General features: G+C 70.9%; 10 protein-coding genes and 1 riboswitch. Of the genes, 3 read left to right on the top strand and 7 right to left on the bottom strand.

Translation table 11 applies throughout. The annotated features are described in order from the left end of the window. Nucleotides 1-4 precede the first annotated feature (4 nt). A complete protein-coding gene (locus OOZ19_RS24180; protein WP_266092455.1) occupies nt 5-1,957 on the top strand; it encodes an arabinofuranosyltransferase in 1,953 nt (650 codons plus the stop codon). Nucleotides 1,958-2,161: 204 nt separating this feature from the next. Here the strand turns inward: OOZ19_RS24180 and OOZ19_RS24185 are convergent, their stop codons facing one another. Next, nucleotides 2,162-3,382 (bottom strand): cytochrome P450 family protein, encoded by a 1,221-nt coding sequence (locus OOZ19_RS24185; RefSeq protein ID WP_266092456.1) that lies wholly within the window; start codon nt 3,380-3,382, stop codon nt 2,162-2,164. A 175-nt stretch (nt 3,383-3,557) separates the two neighbouring features. Continuing rightward, the gene (gene dnaE / locus OOZ19_RS24190) at nt 3,558-7,148 is read right to left on the bottom strand and encodes a DNA polymerase III subunit alpha (protein WP_266092457.1); all 3,591 of its coding nucleotides are present in this window, start codon (nt 7,146-7,148) and stop codon (nt 3,558-3,560) included. Between the two features lie 351 nt (nt 7,149-7,499). On the opposite strand from dnaE, the gene OOZ19_RS24195 reads away from it, so the two are divergent. Both OOZ19_RS24195 and OOZ19_RS24200 read left to right on the top strand, forming a co-directional pair. Then, nucleotides 7,500-8,552 carry an AsnC family protein gene (locus OOZ19_RS24195; RefSeq protein WP_266092458.1) on the top strand — a complete coding sequence of 351 codons (1,053 nt, stop codon included), beginning with the start codon at nt 7,500-7,502 and terminating at the stop codon, nt 8,550-8,552. A gap of 161 nt (nt 8,553-8,713) precedes the next feature. Beyond that, nucleotides 8,714-9,355, top strand: a complete 642-nt coding sequence (locus OOZ19_RS24200) for a DedA family protein (protein ID WP_266092459.1) — start codon at nt 8,714-8,716, stop codon at nt 9,353-9,355. Between the two features lie 5 nt (nt 9,356-9,360). On the opposite strand, the gene OOZ19_RS24205 is transcribed toward OOZ19_RS24200, so the two are convergent. From OOZ19_RS24205 to ileS, 5 genes are all read right to left on the bottom strand, one after another. Beyond that, entirely contained in the window at nt 9,361-9,783 is a 423-nt protein-coding gene (locus OOZ19_RS24205; RefSeq protein WP_266092460.1) for a hypothetical protein, read from the bottom strand. Between the two features lie 97 nt (nt 9,784-9,880). After that, on the bottom strand, nt 9,881-10,798 hold the full coding sequence (locus tag OOZ19_RS24210; protein ID WP_266092484.1) for an RluA family pseudouridine synthase: 918 nt from the start codon (nt 10,796-10,798) through the stop codon (nt 9,881-9,883). Nucleotides 10,799-10,809: 11 nt separating this feature from the next. Then, nucleotides 10,810-11,523, bottom strand: a complete 714-nt coding sequence (lspA, locus tag OOZ19_RS24215; protein ID WP_416309492.1) for a signal peptidase II — start codon at nt 11,521-11,523, stop codon at nt 10,810-10,812. A gap of 43 nt (nt 11,524-11,566) precedes the next feature. Beyond that, the gene (locus tag OOZ19_RS24220; RefSeq protein ID WP_507028818.1) at nt 11,567-12,928 is read right to left on the bottom strand and encodes an aminotransferase class V-fold PLP-dependent enzyme; all 1,362 of its coding nucleotides are present in this window, start codon (nt 12,926-12,928) and stop codon (nt 11,567-11,569) included. A gap of 38 nt (nt 12,929-12,966) precedes the next feature. Further along, nucleotides 12,967-13,081, bottom strand: a riboswitch (SAM riboswitch). A 124-nt stretch (nt 13,082-13,205) separates the two neighbouring features. Beyond that, nucleotides 13,206-16,409 carry an isoleucine--tRNA ligase gene (ileS, locus tag OOZ19_RS24225; protein ID WP_266092461.1) on the bottom strand — a complete coding sequence of 1,068 codons (3,204 nt, stop codon included), beginning with the start codon at nt 16,407-16,409 and terminating at the stop codon, nt 13,206-13,208. Nucleotides 16,410-16,594 lie beyond the last annotated feature (185 nt).

A 16,594-nucleotide genomic window follows, 5' to 3' on the forward strand; every position in this document is an offset into this window, starting at 1 on the left:
GGCTGTGCGACTTCCACTGCGCAGCGCGGTTTCCGAGTTGCTCGCGGGTTCGGCGGTCGCCGCGGTGATCAGCCTCGCCCTGCAGTTCGCGGTGGCACGACTGGGCATCAGCGAACCGAGCTTCGCGCCGGAGGCCTTGGCCTCGCTCGGCGCGGGCCTGGTGCTGTTGATCACGTTCGGCCTGCTGGCGTTCGGCCGCCACCGCTTCCCGCGGCCGGTGCGGCTCGCCGGGACGTGGGCGGCGTTGTCGACGTTCACGACGCTGGCGTTGGCGATCCCGCTGCAGGCGACCCGGTACTACTTCGGCGGTTCGTCCACCGACAACGGCTTCCGCTTGCAGTACATGACGCGGATGGCGTCCACGTGGGGCTTGTCGGACATGAACTACGCGGACACCGCCCCGTACTACCCCGGTGGGTGGTTCTGGCTGGGCGGCAGGTTCGCGAACCTGCTGGGCTGGGAGGGCTGGGCGGCCTACAAGCCCTACGCGTTGATCTGGGTGGCGGTGACGAGCGTCGTCGCGTTCACGTTGTGGAGCGTCGTGGTGCGGCGGCGCCTGGCCTTGCTGGCCGCGGTGGTGACGTCGCTGGCGGGGATGCTGCACGGCATCGAGGAGCCCTACGCGTGGCCGTCGGCGGCGTGGCTGGCTCCGATCGCGGTGCTGACCTGGCACGCGATGCGGCGCGAGCAGCGGGCACCGCGCTGGACGTTGATCTGCATCGGCGGCTACGTCGGTTTCGCCGCGATCACCTACACGCTGCACTTCGGGTTCGCGGTGCTGCTGATCGTGGCGATGGCCGTGGTGGCGGGCGTGTCCCGGGTGCGCCGCGGCGCGGCCGGGTGGGCGACGGTGCGGCGCATGTTCCTGCGGTTGCTGCCGATCGGCATCGTCAGCGCCGTCATCTCGTTGCTGGTGTGGGCTCCGTACGTGCTGGCCACGCACGTCTTCACCGACAACCCGCGGAGCGCGGCGCTGCACTACCTGCCGGAGGACGGTTCGTTCCTGCCGGTGCCGATGACGGACGCGAGCGTGTTCGGGGCGTTGTGCCTGGCCGGGTTCGCCTGGTTGATCTTGCGCGCGCGCAGCAGCGAGGTCGCCGGCGCGATGCTCACCTTGGTGATCGCGATCTACGCCTGGTTCGGCTTGTCCACGCTGGCGCTGGTGGCGAAGACGACGTTGCTGGCGTTCCGGCTCAATGTGATCTTGGGCGTGGTGCTGGCGGTGGCCGGGGTCTTCGCCCTGCTGGAGTTCATCGGGTGGCTCCGGGAACGCGTGGACGTCGGCTACGCGGCGCGGATCACGACGCTGTCGTGCGCGCTGGGGCTGCTGGGCGCGATCACGTTGGCCCAGGGCGCCATCGGGACCGCGCTGGCGACCTCCACGGAGCAGGCCTACGAGGACTACTACCCGACCGGAGACAACGCGAAGGGCGCGCGCGATCCGGAGAAGACCGGTTCGTGGGCCGACGACGTCTACCGCGAGATCTCGCGGCTCACCGGCCGCCCGCCGGAGCGGGACCTGCTGCTGAGCACCGACTACAAGCTGATGTCGTTCCGCCCGTACTGGGGTTTCCAGCAGGAGACCCCGCACTACGCGAACCCGCTTGCCGACTACGACGAGCGCGCCGCGGAGATCGAGCGGTGGACGAAGGCGCGCACCGCCCCGGAACTGGTGGACATGTTGCGGCGCACCGAGTTCTCCGCGCCGAACGTGTTCGTGCTGCGCAACCCGGCGAGCCCGGTGGCGTCCGAGGCGGATCGGGAGCGCGCCGCGGACCCGTCGGACGAGAACGCGGGGAAGCTGGCGTTGAACTTGAAGGGCGACGCGTTCCCGCAGTTGCCCAACGTCCGGGACTACGACGTGCACTTCGACCCGGCGGTGTTCGACGGCCCGCAGTTCGAGCGCCGCGACGTCGGCCCGTACACGATCATCGCGGTGCGCGAGGACCTGCGCTGAGCAGTCCCCGCGGCGGCGGCCCGTGGTCTTGGTCAGAGGCGAAGCCGCTGACCAAGACCAGCTAGAGCAACCGGCACCGCCGCGGGTAGCGGTTTCCTCGCGAGGGCGGCTTTTCCCTCGTGGCTCCGCCACGAGGGAGGAAAATCCCGCCGCGAGGAAACCGCTGAGGTCCGCCACCCGACCACCTACGCGGGTCCTGGCAGTTCACTTAAGCCGGATCGGCAGGTTTTCGAGCCCGTGCACGAGCGTGCTGGGCCGCCAGCGCAGTTCGGCGGGGTCCACGGCGAGGCTCAGGTCGGGGAACCGCTCCAGCAGCCGCCGCACCGCGATCCGCGCTTCGAGCCGGGCCAGGGACGCACCCAGGCAGAAGTGGATGCCGTGGCCGAATCCGAGGTGGCCGGTCGCGGAGCGCGCCGGGTCGAATTCCGCCGCGCGTTCGAAGCGCCGCTCGTCGCGGTTGGCCGAGCCGAGGGCCACCAGCACCAGTTCACCGGCGGGGAGCTCCACCTCGCCGAGCTGCACGGCCTCGGCGGTGTAGCGCATCGTCGCCAGGTTGACGGGGCTCTCGTGCCGCAGGGTCTCTTCGATCGCGTCGTCGACGAGGTTCGGGTCGGCCCGGACCTCGGCGAGCCGTTCCGGGTTGCGCAGCAGGTCGTAGACGCAGTTCCCGATCAGGTTCACGGTGGTCTCGTGCCCGGCGACCAGCAGCAGGAACACCATCGAGATCAGTTCGGGTTCGGTGAGCCGGTCTTCGCCGTCGGCGACTTCGATCAGCGCGCTGATCAGGTCGTCGCCCGGTGCCACGCGCTTGCGGGCGACCAGTTCCGCGATGTACTCGCCGATGCTGCGTCCGGCGGAGTTCACCGAGTCGGCGTCCACGCCGTTGATCAGCGCGGTGGTCCACTGCTTGAAGTCGTCGTGGCGGTCCTCCTCCACGCCGAGCATCTCGGAGATCACCGTGATGGGCAGCGGGAAGGCGAACTGGTCCAGCAATTCGACTTCGGAGGTTCCCGCGAGGCCGTCGATCAGCCCTGCGGTGATCTCTTCGATGCGCGGCCGGAGGTCCTCGACCCGGCGCGGCGTGAAGCCTTTGAGGACCAGTTTCCGCAGCCGGGTGTGGTCCGGCGGGTCGGTGTTGAGCAGGTGCGATTGGAGGTCGTCGACGTATTCGACCCGGTGCGCGCCGGGGGCGACTTGGGAGTCGATGGCCTTCTTGATGCCTTCGACGCCCTTGCTGAGCCCGGGGTGGGACAGCGCCTGCCGGGCTTCGGCGTAGCGGGTGACCACCCACACGGGAATGCCTGCGCGGCTGAGGACGCGCCGGGCCGGTGCTTCGGCCCGCAGTCTGGCGTACTTCACGTACGGGTCCTGCATGAACGCGTCGTCGAGGACGGGCAGGCCGGAGTTGTCCGTGGTGGCGGGCATCGCTTCCCCTCGGGTCTGAGGCTGTCGCGGGCAAGTCAACTCGTTCCGCGCTGAGAGATCCCTCAGATTCCGCAGCGGGCGCGTGCGGACCTTCCGCGCACATTCCGGTCGAACCGCCCGAACAGGACGAAGAAGGGGCCGCCCGGCGCGCGGACGGCCCCTCGGTCCACCCCGGTCAGAACGCTTCGAAGCATCCCGCGCCGAGCAGGCCCTTGAGCTCTCCCTGCAGACCGCTCTCCGTGGACACGAAGTAGTCGCTGGACAGCGCCAGCCGCGTCACCCCGCGCGGTCCGCTGAGCTTCACGTGCACGGGGACGTCGCCGGTGTGCGCCCGCAGGGTGCGCTTGAGCTCCCCGACCAGGGACTTGTCCACCCTGCTGGCCGGGACCTTGATCACGAACGCGGGGCTGGTGCCGGGGTCGGTCTCGGCGGCGGAGATGTCGACCGGCAGCGCGTCGGAGGCGAAGACGCTGATCGCGCCCTCCCGCTCGTTGATGCGCCCCTTGACCGCGATGGCGGTGTCCTCCACCAGGCAGTCCGCGAACATCTCGTAGGACTTGGGGAAGAACAGCACTTCCACGCTGGCATCGAGGTCTTCGAGGGTGACGATCGCCCAGGGGCTGCCGTTCTTGTTGATGCGCCGCTGGATCCCCGAGATCATCCCGGCGATCTTGCACTGGTCCTTGCCGTCCCCGGAGCTCTGCCGCTCACCGCCGACGAGGTGGGCGATGCCGGTGTCCTGGTACGGCGCGAGCAGCCGCTCGGCCCCGTCCAGCGGGTGCGCGGAGACGTAGAGGCCGAGCATTTCCCGTTCGTAGGCCAGCAGTTGCTTGCGCGGCCACTCCTCGGGGGTGAACTGCAGGTGCGCCAGCGGCGACGAGTCCTCGGCGGCCTCGTCGTCGGAGCCGCCGCCGAACAGGTCGAACTGCCCGAGCGCTTCCTGCCGCTTGAGCCCGATCACCGCGTCGACGGCGGCTTCGTGGTGCTGCGCCAGCGACATCCGGGTGTGCCCGAGCGAGTCGAACGCGCCCGCCTTGATCAGCGATTCGATGACCCGCTTGTTGCAGGCCACCGTCTCGGACTTGTCGAGGAAGTCGGTGAACGAGGTGTAGCGGCTCTTCTCCTCGCGGACCTTGCAGATGGAGGCGACGACGTTGGAACCGACGTTGCGGATCGCGGTGAGCCCGAAGCGGATGTCGGAGCCGACGGCGGTGAAGTTGTTGCGGGAGTCGTTGACGTCCGGCGAGAGCACCTTCACGCCCATGCGGCGGCATTCGGCGAGGTACACGGCCATCTTGTCCTTGTTGTCACCGTTGGAGGTGAGCAGCGCCGCCATGTACTCGGCCGGGTAGTTCGCCTTCAGGTACGCCGTCCAGTACGCCACGAGGGCGTAGCCGGCCGCGTGCGACTTGTTGAAGGCGTACCCGGCGAAGGGCAGGACCGTGGACCACAGCTTGTCGATGGCCTCGTCGCTGAACCCCATGCCGAGCATGCCGTCGCGGAAGCCCTCGAACTCCTGGTCCAGCACGGACTTCTTCTTCTTGCCCATGGCGCGGCGCAGGATGTCGGCTCGCCCGAGGCTGTACCCGGCGACCTTCTGCGCGATCGCCATGATCTGTTCCTGGTAGACGATCAGGCCGTAGGTCTCGGCGAGGATGTCCTTGAGCGGCTCTTCGAGCTCCGGGTGGATCGGTTCGACGGGCTTCTTGCCGTTCTTGCGGTCGGCGTAGTCGAGGTGCGCGTTGACCTCCATCGGGCCCGGCCGGTACAGCGCGTTGGCCGCGACGACGTCGCCGAACTCGGTGGGCTGCATGCGCTTGAGCAGTTCCCGCATGCCGCCGCCTTCGAGCTGGAACACGCCCAGGCTCTCGCCGCGCGCCAGCAGCTCGTAGGTGGCCTTGTCGTCGAGCCCGAGGGTGGAGAGGTCGATCTCCAGGTCGTGGTTGGTCTTCACCGATTCCAGGGCGTCGCCGAGGATCGTGAGGTTCGACAGCCCCAGGAAGTCCATCTTCAGCAGGCCGATGGCCTCGCACGACGGGTAGTCCCAGCCGGTGATCACGGAGCCGTCGTCGCGCTGCCACAGCGGGACGGTGCCCAGCAGGTCCTGGGAGGACAGGATGACCGCGCAGGCGTGCACGCCCGCGTTGCGGATCAGGCCTTCCAGTCCGCGCGCGGTGTCGAAGATCTGCGAGACGGCCTGGTCGGTCTCGATGAGGCTGCGCACCTCGGAGGCTTCGGCGTAGCGCTCGTGCTGCGGGTCGACGATGCCCGACAGCGGGATGTCCTTGGCGGCGATCGGCGGCGGCAGCGCCTTGGAGATCTTGTCCGCGATCGCGAAGCCGGGCTGGCCGTGGTGCACCCGCGCGGAGTCCTTGATCGCCGCCTTCGTCTTGATCTTGCCGAAGGTGATGACCTGGGCGACCTTGCCGCGGCCGTACTTGTCGATGGCGTACTGCAGCACCTCGTCGCGGCGCCGGTCGTCGAAGTCGAGGTCGATGTCCGGCGGGGAGTCGCGCTCCGGGTTCAGGAACCGCTCGAAGATCAGCCCGTGTTCCAGCGGGTCCAGGTTCGTGATGTGCAGGATGTAGGCCAGCAGCGAGCCCGCGGCCGAACCACGGCCCGGCCCGACGTGGATGCCCTGCGACTTCGCCCACCGGGTCACGTCACCGACGACGAGGAAGTACGCGCAGTAGCCCTTCTTGTCCAGCACGTCGAGTTCGACGTCGACCCGGTCCAGCACGTCCTGGCTGGGCCCGTCCGGGTAGCGGCTGGGCAGGAATTCCTCGACCTCGGCGCGCAGCTGCTCCAGCTCGGATTGGCCGCCTTCCACGGTGACGCGCGGCATCCGGTCCTGGAAGCTCCACACGTCCTCGTAGGACTCGACCATCTCCGCGACCAGCAGCGTGTTGTCCGCGGCGCCGGGGACCTCCTCGTCCCAGTACTGCCGCATCTCTTCGGCGGACTTGAGGTAGTAGCCGTCGCCGTCGAACTTGAACCGGCTGGAGTCGCTGAGCGTCTTGCCGGACTGCACGCACAGCAGCGCGCCGTGCGACTCGGACTGGTCGGCGGTCACGTAGTGGCTGTCGTTGGTCGCCAGCGGCTTCAGGTTCAGCTCACCAGCGATCTTGAGCAGGTTCTCCCGCACCGAGCGTTCGATGGGCAGCCCGTGGTCCATCAGCTCGAGGAAGAAGTTCTCCGCGCCGAAGATGTCCTTGTAGTCGGAGGCGGCCTGCAGCGCCTCCTTGTACTGCCGCAGCCGCAGCCGGGTCTGCACCTCGCCGGACGGGCAGCCGGTGGTCGCGATGATCCCCTCGGCGAACTCGGCGATCAGCTCCCGGTCCATCCGCGGCTTGCGGTACTGGCCTTCCATGCTGGCGCGGCTGGAGAGCGTGAACAGGTTGCGCAGCCCGGTCGCGTTGCGCGCCACCATCGTCATGTGCGTGTAGGCGCCGGCACCGGAGACGTCACCGCCCTCGCCGTACTCGTCGGTGCCGCGCTGCTTGGCCTCGCCCCAGAACACCGGTTTCTTGTGGTAGCGGCTGTTCGGCGCGATGTAGGCCTCGATGCCGATGATCGGCTTGATGCCGGTCTTCTTCGCCTGCTGGTAGAACTCGTCGGCCCCGAACATGTTGCCGTGGTCGGTCATGCCCACCGCGGGCATTTCGAGCCGCTTCGCCTCCTCGAACAGCGGGGCGACCTTCGCCGCACCGTCGAGCATCGAGTACTCGGTGTGCACGTGGAGATGAACGAAGGGATCGACGGGCACGGGGCATCCTCCTGCGCGATCGGCCGGAACGAGCGCGGACCGTTTCGGCGGCGTCTCCTGGGCGCGGGCGCGCGAACCGGCCGGGAGAACCGGTCTCGGATCGCGGGTGCGCGACACCGGTCGGAACGACGGTGCGTGAACCACAGGGGACGGCCGCGGCGGTGCCGGACCGAGACAGCCTAACGCCAGGGCGGGATCAACTCGGCGACCCTCCCTGGCGTGCCGCGGATCGACTCCGGGCGTGATCGATCCCGAATGCGACGAGCTCGACGGACGGTCCTCGCGAGATCCCGCGCCGAACTCTCCGCCCTTGCGGACGGTGATCGATCCGAGGGGGTAGCGTGGCTTGCCGTGGCTGCACCTGATCCCGTGGACGTCCGTCTGCTGACCGCCGTCGCCGAATCCGGCCGTGCGGCGGTGCACGAGCTCGCGGGACGGCTCGGCATGGACGTCCGGGACGTCGCCGCCCGGCTCGCGGTGTTATCCACGACCGGGCTGCCGATGGTGGTCGGCGTGGAGTGCGATCCGGTCGGCATCCGCAACGCCGTCGCCGCCGCGAACGCCTGGACCCAGGCCAGCGGCGGCTACCCGGTGTCCGGCCCCTACCCGGTGCAGAACCAGCCCAGTGGCGGCTACCAGGTGCACGGCGGCCCGAGCGGCTCCCACAGCGGCAGGCAGCCGGGCCCGGGCGGCGCTCCCAGCGGACCGCAGCCGTTCATCCCGGCCGGGCCGCCCGCGTCGTTCGGCCAGCCGGGCCAGCAGGCTCCGCCGCCGCAACCGGCTCCGCAGCAGCCCGCGCCGCAGATGAACACGTGGGGCCCACCGGGCTCGGCCTCGTGGGCGCGGGGGGATCAGCCGTCCGCGCCGCAACCCGGACAACCCCATTCCGGGCCGCAGCAGGCGAATCCGCAGCACCCGCAGGTGGCGAACGCGAACGCGCCCACCGCGAAGACCCCCGCACCGGCCCATCCCGCGTCGGCCCGCACCGGCAAGGTCGGCGGCAAGCTCGACGTGGACGGCCTGGAGGGCGAGCGGATCACCATCCAGCTCGTGGAGGTCGTCGATCCCGCCGACTTCCTGTTCACCGCCGCCGGCTACCAGCTGCAGGAGGGCGAGCGGGCGGTGGTCGTGCACACGGAGCTGACCAACCGCAGCCCGATGCCGTTCACCTCGCTGCCGGACCTGTACCTGGTCCTGGTGGCCAAGGACGGCTCCACGGTCGGCAAGGCACCGGTGTCGTTGTCCTCCCGGCCGCCGCACCGCATCGGCGTCCCGCCGGGCGAGACCGCGGGCGGCCACACCGTCTACGTGCTCCCGGACGAGACCGAACTCTCCGCGGTCCGCTGGACTCCTCGCCCCGGTGACGAGCAGCGAACCTTGACCTGGGACATCACCGACCTCTGACGTGTCCCCGCTGCGAGCGGGCCGCCGGAGTTCCGCACCCCGGCCCCCGCCGCGGGCGAAGTCCGGGTCGCCCCGGGGTCATCCCGCACGTGTTGTTCACTTCCGGTCTTTAGCGTCGGAGTCGCCCGGCAGCACTTCCGAGCCGACCCTGGGGATTGATCGTGTCCGACGCCGTCTTGGACCTCGTGCACGCCGCGATGGGGTCGCCGTGGATCTACCTGGCGCTCGTCGCGTTCGTCGCGCTCGACGCGGTGCTGCCGAGCGTTCCCGGCGAGGTCCTGGTGGTGACCTGCGGGGTGTTCGCGATGTCCGGTACGCCGAACCTGGCCGGGGTGCTCGTGGCGGGCGCGGTCGGCGGGTTCGCCGGTGATCACCTCGCGTACCTGCTGGGCAGGCGGGCGGGCGGCGCGCTGCTGAACCGGCTGCCGCCGGGCTCGCGGCGCCGGAGGCCATTCGAGTGGGCGCGGCGGGCGCTGGCGCGGCGCGGCGGCTCCATCCTGATCGTGTGCCGGTTCGTGCCGGGTTGCCGCACCGCGGCGGCGATGACCGCCGGGGCGAGCGGGATGCCGCTGCGCCTGTTCAGCACCTGCGCGGCGATCGGCGCCGCCGCCTATTCGGCGTACTTCACGCTGGTCGGGTGCTTGGGCGGAGCGGTGTTCCGGGACCACCCGTTGCCGGCGGTGCTGCTGGGCATCGGCTCGGCGCTGGTGATCGCCGGTGTCGTCGAACTGGTCCGCCTCGTGCTGCGCAGGCGCTCAGCGCGGCGTGCCGAGCCGGAGCGCGTCCCGGTCGGCGTGGACTGAGCCGGTCACCGCTCGCCGCGGCGGCGGCGCATCCAGCCGAGCGCCCCACCGCGGTCCTGCGGTTCCTGCCGCTCCCGCCGCTGCAAGGTGGGCCAGTCGCCCGCGTCTCCGGCCGCATCACCGGCGGGGTCGGCGCCGAGCACTGCGGGACCGGCGCGACCGACGTCTTCAGCCGCGAGCAGTTCGGCCAGGCCCATCGCCCCCTGCTCGGCAGGCGCTTGCGCGGCCTCCGCGCTCCGGGCCTCGGAGTCCGCTCCAGGGGCGGCCCGGGGATCTGCGCGTTCGCCGGAGAGGCGCACCGGTTGCGTGGCCCGTTCCGACTCCGCAGGCCTTGCACCTTCGGTCAGCAGCGACCCGCTCCACGACATGCCCATCGGCGGCGTCGGCGTCTCATCGGCGAACTCCCGCCGCCGATCACCTTGGGTCATCGCCCCTCCCCATGATCCCGGGTGTTTCCCCCAAACTACGCGATCCCGCCCGCTCCGCGACGAAGTCGATCAGCGGCGCGACGAACCGGGCGCGGCGCTACGAGTCCTGCGCGCGCAGGGTGTCGATCGCGTCCTGCAGGTCCGCGGGGTATTCGCTGGTGAACGTCACCCAGCTGCCGTCGGCGGGGTGGTCGAAGCCGAGCATCCGCGCGTGCAGCCACTGCCGGGTCAGCCCCAGCTTGCGCGCGAGCACCGGGTCCGCGCCGTAGGTCAGGTCACCGGCGCAGGGGTGGCGCACCGCCGAGAAGTGCACCCGGATCTGGTGGGTGCGCCCGGTCTCCAGCTTCACGTCCACCAACGACGCGGCGCGGAACGCCTCCACCGTCTCGTAGTGGGTGATGCTGGGCTTGCCGCCGCTGACCACGGCGAACTTGTAGTCGTGCCGGGGGTGCCGGTCGATCGGCGCGTCGATGGTGCCGCTGCTCGGATCGGGATGTCCCTGCACGAGCGCGTGGTAGCGCTTCTCCACGGTGCGTTCCTTGAAGGCCCGCTTGAGCACCGTGTAGGCGTGCTCGCTCTTGGACACGACCATGACGCCGGTGGTGCCCGCGTCGAGCCGGTGCACCACGCCTTGCCGCTCGGCCGCGCCGGAGGTCGCGATCCGGATCCCGGCGGCGGCGAGCCCGCCGATCACCGTCGGCCCTTCCCAGCCGGGGCTGGGGTGCACGGCGACCCCGATCGGCTTGTCCACGACGACGATGTCGTCGTCCTGGTGCAAGATTTTCAGGCCGTCCACCGGTACGGCGACGACTTCGGGTTCCGGCCGGGCCGGGGGCAGCGTGACCTCCAGCAGCCCGCCCGCCATCAGCCGATCCGACTTGCCGACCTGGGCGCCGTCGAGCAGCACTTCCCCGGATTCTGCGAGTCCGGCCACCGTGCTCCGGGACATCCCGAGCAGTTTCGCCAGGCCCGCGTCGACCCTCATGCCTTCCAGCCCGTCCGGGACCGGGAGCATCCGCGATTCGCTCACGCCTGGTCCTCGCGCTTCTTGCGCACGTGCACCGTGCCGTCGTAGTCCCGGCCGAGCAACGACATGAGGACCACGAGGATCCCGCCGCACACGATGGACGAGTCGGCGACGTTGAACACCGGCCACACGCTGCCGTCTGGTGAGAACAGCGACACGAAGTCCACGACGTGCCCGCGCAGCGGCCCCGGAGCCCGGAACAACCGGTCGGCCAGGTTGCCGCAGGCCCCGCCGAGCACCAGGCCGAGTCCGATGGCCCAACCGGTGGAACGCAGCTTCGGCGCCAGCCACACGATCACTCCGACGACCACGATCGCCAGCAGCGCCAGCAGCCAGGTCATGCCGGTGGCCAGCGAGAACGCCGCCCCCGGATTGCGCACCAGCACGAGGTAGACCGCACCGCCGAACAGCTTCGTCGGCGGCTGGTTCTCCAGCGCCGCGACCGCGGCGACCTTCGTGAGCACGTCCGCGGTGAGCAGCACCGCGGCGACGCCGAACAGCAGCGCGAGCAGCTTGCGCGGCTGCGGCGAGCGCACCGCGGTGTCCCCGGTCGCCGGCTCGCCCTGTTCCACGGCGTCCTGCTCACCGGAGGGCTGCGCGCCCGAGGGCTGTTCAGTCGGTCCCGACGCGGCCGATCCCGGCTCGGAGGCGTCCGCTCCGCTCGTGGCGGGGTTCGCTCCGGGCCGGTCGGGGTCGGACTGCTCGGTGTTCACCCGGCCCATTCTCCCCGACCGCGGATCGGCCGTTCACAGCGGCTCACACCAGCGCGGCCGGGAACTCCCGCGGGTCGTCCACCGGAACCCACCGCCCGTCGACCTGCTCGTAGCGCCACTGCGGCCCGTAGGCCACCAGCCCGCGCAGGGCTCGCACGATGCGGTCCACGTGCTCGACGGTGGTGCCGAGGCCGAGGCTGATGCGGACCGCGCGCTGCTCACCGGAGCCGGCCAGCAGGTGCCGCACCGCCCGGTGCGCGCAGAACAACCCGTCCCGCACCCCGATCCCGTGCTCGGCCGCCAGGGCCGCCGCGATCAGTCCGGGGTCGTGGTCGTCGACGACGAAGCTGACCACGCCGACCCGGTCGTGCTCGGCGCCGAACAGGCTCAGCTCGCGCAGCCCCGGCACGCCGCGAAGTCCGCGGCGCAGGCGCTCCAGCAGCAGTTCCTCGTGCCCGGTGATCGCTTCCGCGCGTTCGGTGAGCGCGGCGCACGCCGTGGCGAGCGCGTGCACGCCCACGGTGTTCGGCGAGCCCGCCTCGTGCCGTTCGGGGCCGGTGTTCCAGTCGATCTCCCCGGTGTCCGGCACCGAGCGGGTCGCACCGCCGCCCGCCAGGTACGGCTCGGCGGCGTCCAGCCAGTCGTCCCGGCCGATGAGCGCCCCCGCGCCGAACGGCGCGTACAGCTTGTGCCCGGACAGCACCACGTGGTCCACGCCGAGTTCCGCGATCCGCACCGGCCGGTGCGGGGCGAGCTGGGCGGCGTCGAGGACGGTCCGCGCCCCGTGCCGCCGGGCCACCCGCGCGAGTTCGGCGACCGGCCACACCTCGCCGGTCACGTTGGAGGCACCGGTGAGCACGGCGAGCTTCGGCCCGCCGGGGCAGTCGGCGAGCGCGGCGTCGAGCAGCCGCACCGCGTCCTGCGGGTCTTCGGGGATGCCGAGCGAGCGCACCCGGTCCCCGGCCCACGGCAGCAGCGCGGCGTGGTGCTCGGTGTCGAAGACCACCACCGAGGTGTCCGCGGGCAGCGCCGTCGCCAGCAGGTTCAGCGAGTCCGTGGTGTTCCGGGTGAAGATCACCGAGTCGGTGCGGCGGGCACCGACGAATCGGCGCAGCACGTCCCGCGCCCCCTCGTAGACCCGCGTGCAGACCTGCGAGGCGAACCCGGCACCGCGGTGCACGCTGGCGTACCAGGGCAGCAGCTCGTTCACGGCGTCGCGCACCGCGTTCAGACAGGGCGCGCTGGCACCGTGGTCCAGGTTGGCGTACTCGATGGTCCCGCCGGTGACCAGCGGAACCCGCAGCTGGGCGCCGACCACGGCGGGAACGGTCGGAACCGAGTCCACGATGGACCAGATCGGGATTCCGGCGGTCTCGTCGCGGCTGGAGCGGACGGCTGACGACACGATGCCTCCTGGGGCCTCACCGGGCCCGGAGCATTCGGGGCCCGCGCTTGCCGATCGCCCTGCGCGATCGGCCAGGTCCTCACCCGGGGCACCCCACCGCGGTAGGAGGGTTGCCGGCCAGCAAACCGGGGTTTCCCGCTGGCACTCATGACCTTCGACCCGAAACTCTAAGGATCGATCTTGCGGCGCGCAACCGTCCCGCGCGAAGTGGGACCCGCGCCACGCCTGGTCCGGGCGGGCTCCCCTCGTTGGAGGCGAACCCGCCCGGACCGTTCGCTCAGACCCTTTCGACGCCGACCGACACGGCGACGCCGTCACCGACGCTGCCCGCGAAGCCGCCCTCGGCCGCCCCGGGTTCCACGGCGTCCGCCAGCGTCTCCGCGGCGATGAACTCCCGGTGCGCGTCGACCGCGGCCAGCACCTCCGCCGGGGCGGAGATCGCGACGCGGATCCGGTCGGAGACCTCGAATCCGGCGTCCCGGCGCGCCTGCTGCACGACCCGGACCACGTCGCGCGCGACGCCCTCCGCCGCCAGCTCCGGGGTGACCGCGCAGTCCAGCACCACCAGCCCGCTCCCGCCCGGCAGCGCCGCCGCGGCCCCGTCGTCGGTGGACACCAGGCGCTCGGTGAACTCGCCGTCCTGCAGCTCGGTCCCATCGGCCACCACCGCGCCCGCCGGCGTGCGGGTCCAGTTCCCGGACTTCACCGCCTTGATCACGCGCTGGACGTCCTTGCCCAGGCGCGGCCCTGCGGCGCGGGCGTTCACCGCGATCTCGAACCGGCCGTGCGCGGCCACGTCGGTGGTCAGCTCCACTTCCTTGACGTTGACCTCGTCGCGCACCAGGTCGGCGAACGGCCGCAGCGATTCCGCCTCCGGCACCGCCACCACGAGCTTCGCCAGCGGCAGCCGCACCCGCAGCGTGTTCGCCTTGCGCAGCGCCAGCGCCGACGAGCACACCTGCCGCACCCGGTCCATCGCCGAGACCAGCGCCGGGTCGGCGGGCAGTTCGTCGACCAGCGGCCAGTCCGCGAGGTGCACCGACCGGCCGCCGGTGAGCCCGCGCCACACGGCTTCCGCGGTCAGCGGCAGCAGCGGCGCCACGACTCGGCTGACCACTTCCAGCACGGTGTGCAGCGTGTCCACCGCGTCGGCGTCGCCCGCCCAGAACCGGTCGCGGGAGCGCCGCACGTACCAGTTCGTGAGCACCTCCAGGAAGTCCCGGACGCTGCCGCAGGCGCTCGCCAGGTCGAAGGAGTCCATCGCGGCCTGCACGTCGCCGACCAGTTCGTGCGTCTTGGCCAGCACGTAGCGGTCCAGCACGTGCGTGCTGTCCGTGCGGCGCTCGCCCTCGACGCCTTCGGCGTTCGCGTACAGCGCCAGGAAGTACCACGAGTTCCACAGCGGTAGCACCGCTTGGCGCACCGCGTCCCGGATGCCGCGTTCGGTGACCACCAGGTCACCGCCGCGCAGGATCGGGCTCGACATCAGGAACCAGCGCATCGCGTCGGAGCCGTCCCGGTCGAACACCTCGTTGACGTCCGGGTAGTTGCGCTTCGACTTCGACATCTTCATGCCGTCGTCGCCGAGCACGATGCCGTGCGCGGCCACGTTGGAGAACGCCGGGCGGTCGAACAGCGCCGTGGCCAGCACGTGCAACGTGTAGAACCAGCCGCGGGTCTGCCCGTTGTACTCGACGATGAAGTCGCCCGGGTAGTGGTGCTCGAACCATTCGGCGTTGTCGAACGGGTAGTGCACCTGCGCGAACGGCATCGCACCGGACTCGAACCAGCAGTCCAGCACCTCCGGCACCCGGCGCATCGTGGACGCGCCCGACGGGTCGTCCGGGTTGGGCCGGGTCAGCTCGTCGATGTTCGGCCGGTGCAGATCCGCCGGCCGCACCCCGAAGTCGCGTTCCAGCTCGTCCAGCGAGCCGTACACGTCGGTGCGCGGGAACGCCGGATCGTCGGAGACCCACACGGGCAGCGGCGAACCCCAGTACCGGTTCCGCGAGATGTTCCAGTCCCTGGCGTTCGACAGCCACTTGCCGAACTGCCCGTCCCGGATGTGCGACGGAACCCAGTTGATCTGCTGGTTGAGCTCGACCATCCGGTCCCGGAACTGGGTCACGCCCACGAACCAGGAGGACACCGCGCGCTGGATCAGCGCGTTGTCGCAGCGCCAGCAGTGCGGGTACGGGTGGTCGTAGGTCTCGTGCCGCAGCAGCAGCCCGGACTCCTTGAGGTCCCGGATAATCGGCTTGTTCGCCTCGAACACCTGCAGGCCCTCGTAGGGCGCCACTTCGGAGGTGAACTTGCCGTGCGCGTCGACCGGGACCACCGGCTCGATGCCGTGCGCATCGGTGACGAGCTTGTCGTCCTCACCGAAGGCGGGCGCGATGTGCACGATGCCGGTGCCGTCCTCGGTGGTGACGTAGTCCGCCGCCAGCACCTGGTGGGCGTTGGTGTGCCCCGCGAAGAAGTCGAACGGCGGCCGGTAGGTCGTGCCCAGCAGTTCGCTGCCCGTGAGCCGGGCGACCACGCGGTCCGCCACGTCCTCGCCCAGCTCCCGCGCGTACGCGCTCAGCCGGGCCTCGGCGAGCACGTAGCGCTCGGCGCCCTGTCCCGGCTCGACCAGCACGTAATCCACGTCCGGGTGCACGGCGGCGGCCAGGTTCGACGGCAGCGTCCACGGGGTCGTCGTCCACACCAGCGCCAGCGCGCCGTCGAACGCCTTGCCGGGCGCGGTGAGCCGCAGTCCCACGGTCACGGCGGGGTCCTGGCGCTGCCGGTAGGTGTCGTCCATCCGCGTCTCGGTGTTCGACAGCGGCGTCTCGCAGCGCCAGCAGTACCAGAGCACCCGGAAGCCCTCGTAGATCAGACCCTTGTCCCACAGGGTCTTGAACGCCCACATGACGCTTTCCATGTAGTCGAGGTCGAGCGTCTTGTAGTCGTTGTCGAAGTCCACCCAGCGCGCCTGGCGGGTGACGTAGTCCTCCCACTCGCCGGTGTAGCGCAGCACCGAGGCGCGGCAGGCGTCGTTGAACTCGGCGACGCCCATCGTCTCGATCTCGGACTTGGACGTGATGCCGAGCTGCTTCTCCGCCTCGACCTCGGCGGGCAGCCCGTGGCAGTCCCAGCCGAACCGCCGCTCCACCCGGCGTCCGCGCATCGTCTGGTAGCGCGGCACCGCGTCCTTCACGTACCCGGTGAGCAGGTGCCCGTAGTGCGGCAGGCCGTTCGCGAAGGGCGGGCCGTCGTAGAAGACGAACTCGTTCGAACCGCGGGTTCCGGCTTCCCGCGCCTGAACGCTCTCCTGGAACGTCTTGTCCCCGGACCAGAAGTCCAGCACTTCCCGCTCGATCTGCGGGAACGACGGTTGCGCGGCGACGCCACGTTCTGGGGCCGGGCGCTCCTGATCCGGGCGCTCCTGGGCAGTGCCCTCGGCGGACGTGCCGCCGAAGCGGACCTTCGGATAAGCCATCGCGGGTGTACTCCTCGCCGGTGTGTCGTCATCAGCCGCACGGGCATCCTGACTCGATGCCCACACGGGGACGACACGGCGCGCGACCGAACCGGCCACCCGCGTCCCGCGGTACCACCCCGCTTGCCGCCGCTGCTCGCGACGGCCACTCGTTGCCGGCTGTGACGGGCCGGACCCGTCCGGTT

The organism is Saccharopolyspora sp. NFXS83 (genome assembly GCF_026241095.1).
In the GTDB taxonomy this organism is placed as follows: domain Bacteria; phylum Actinomycetota; class Actinomycetes; order Mycobacteriales; family Pseudonocardiaceae; genus Saccharopolyspora_C.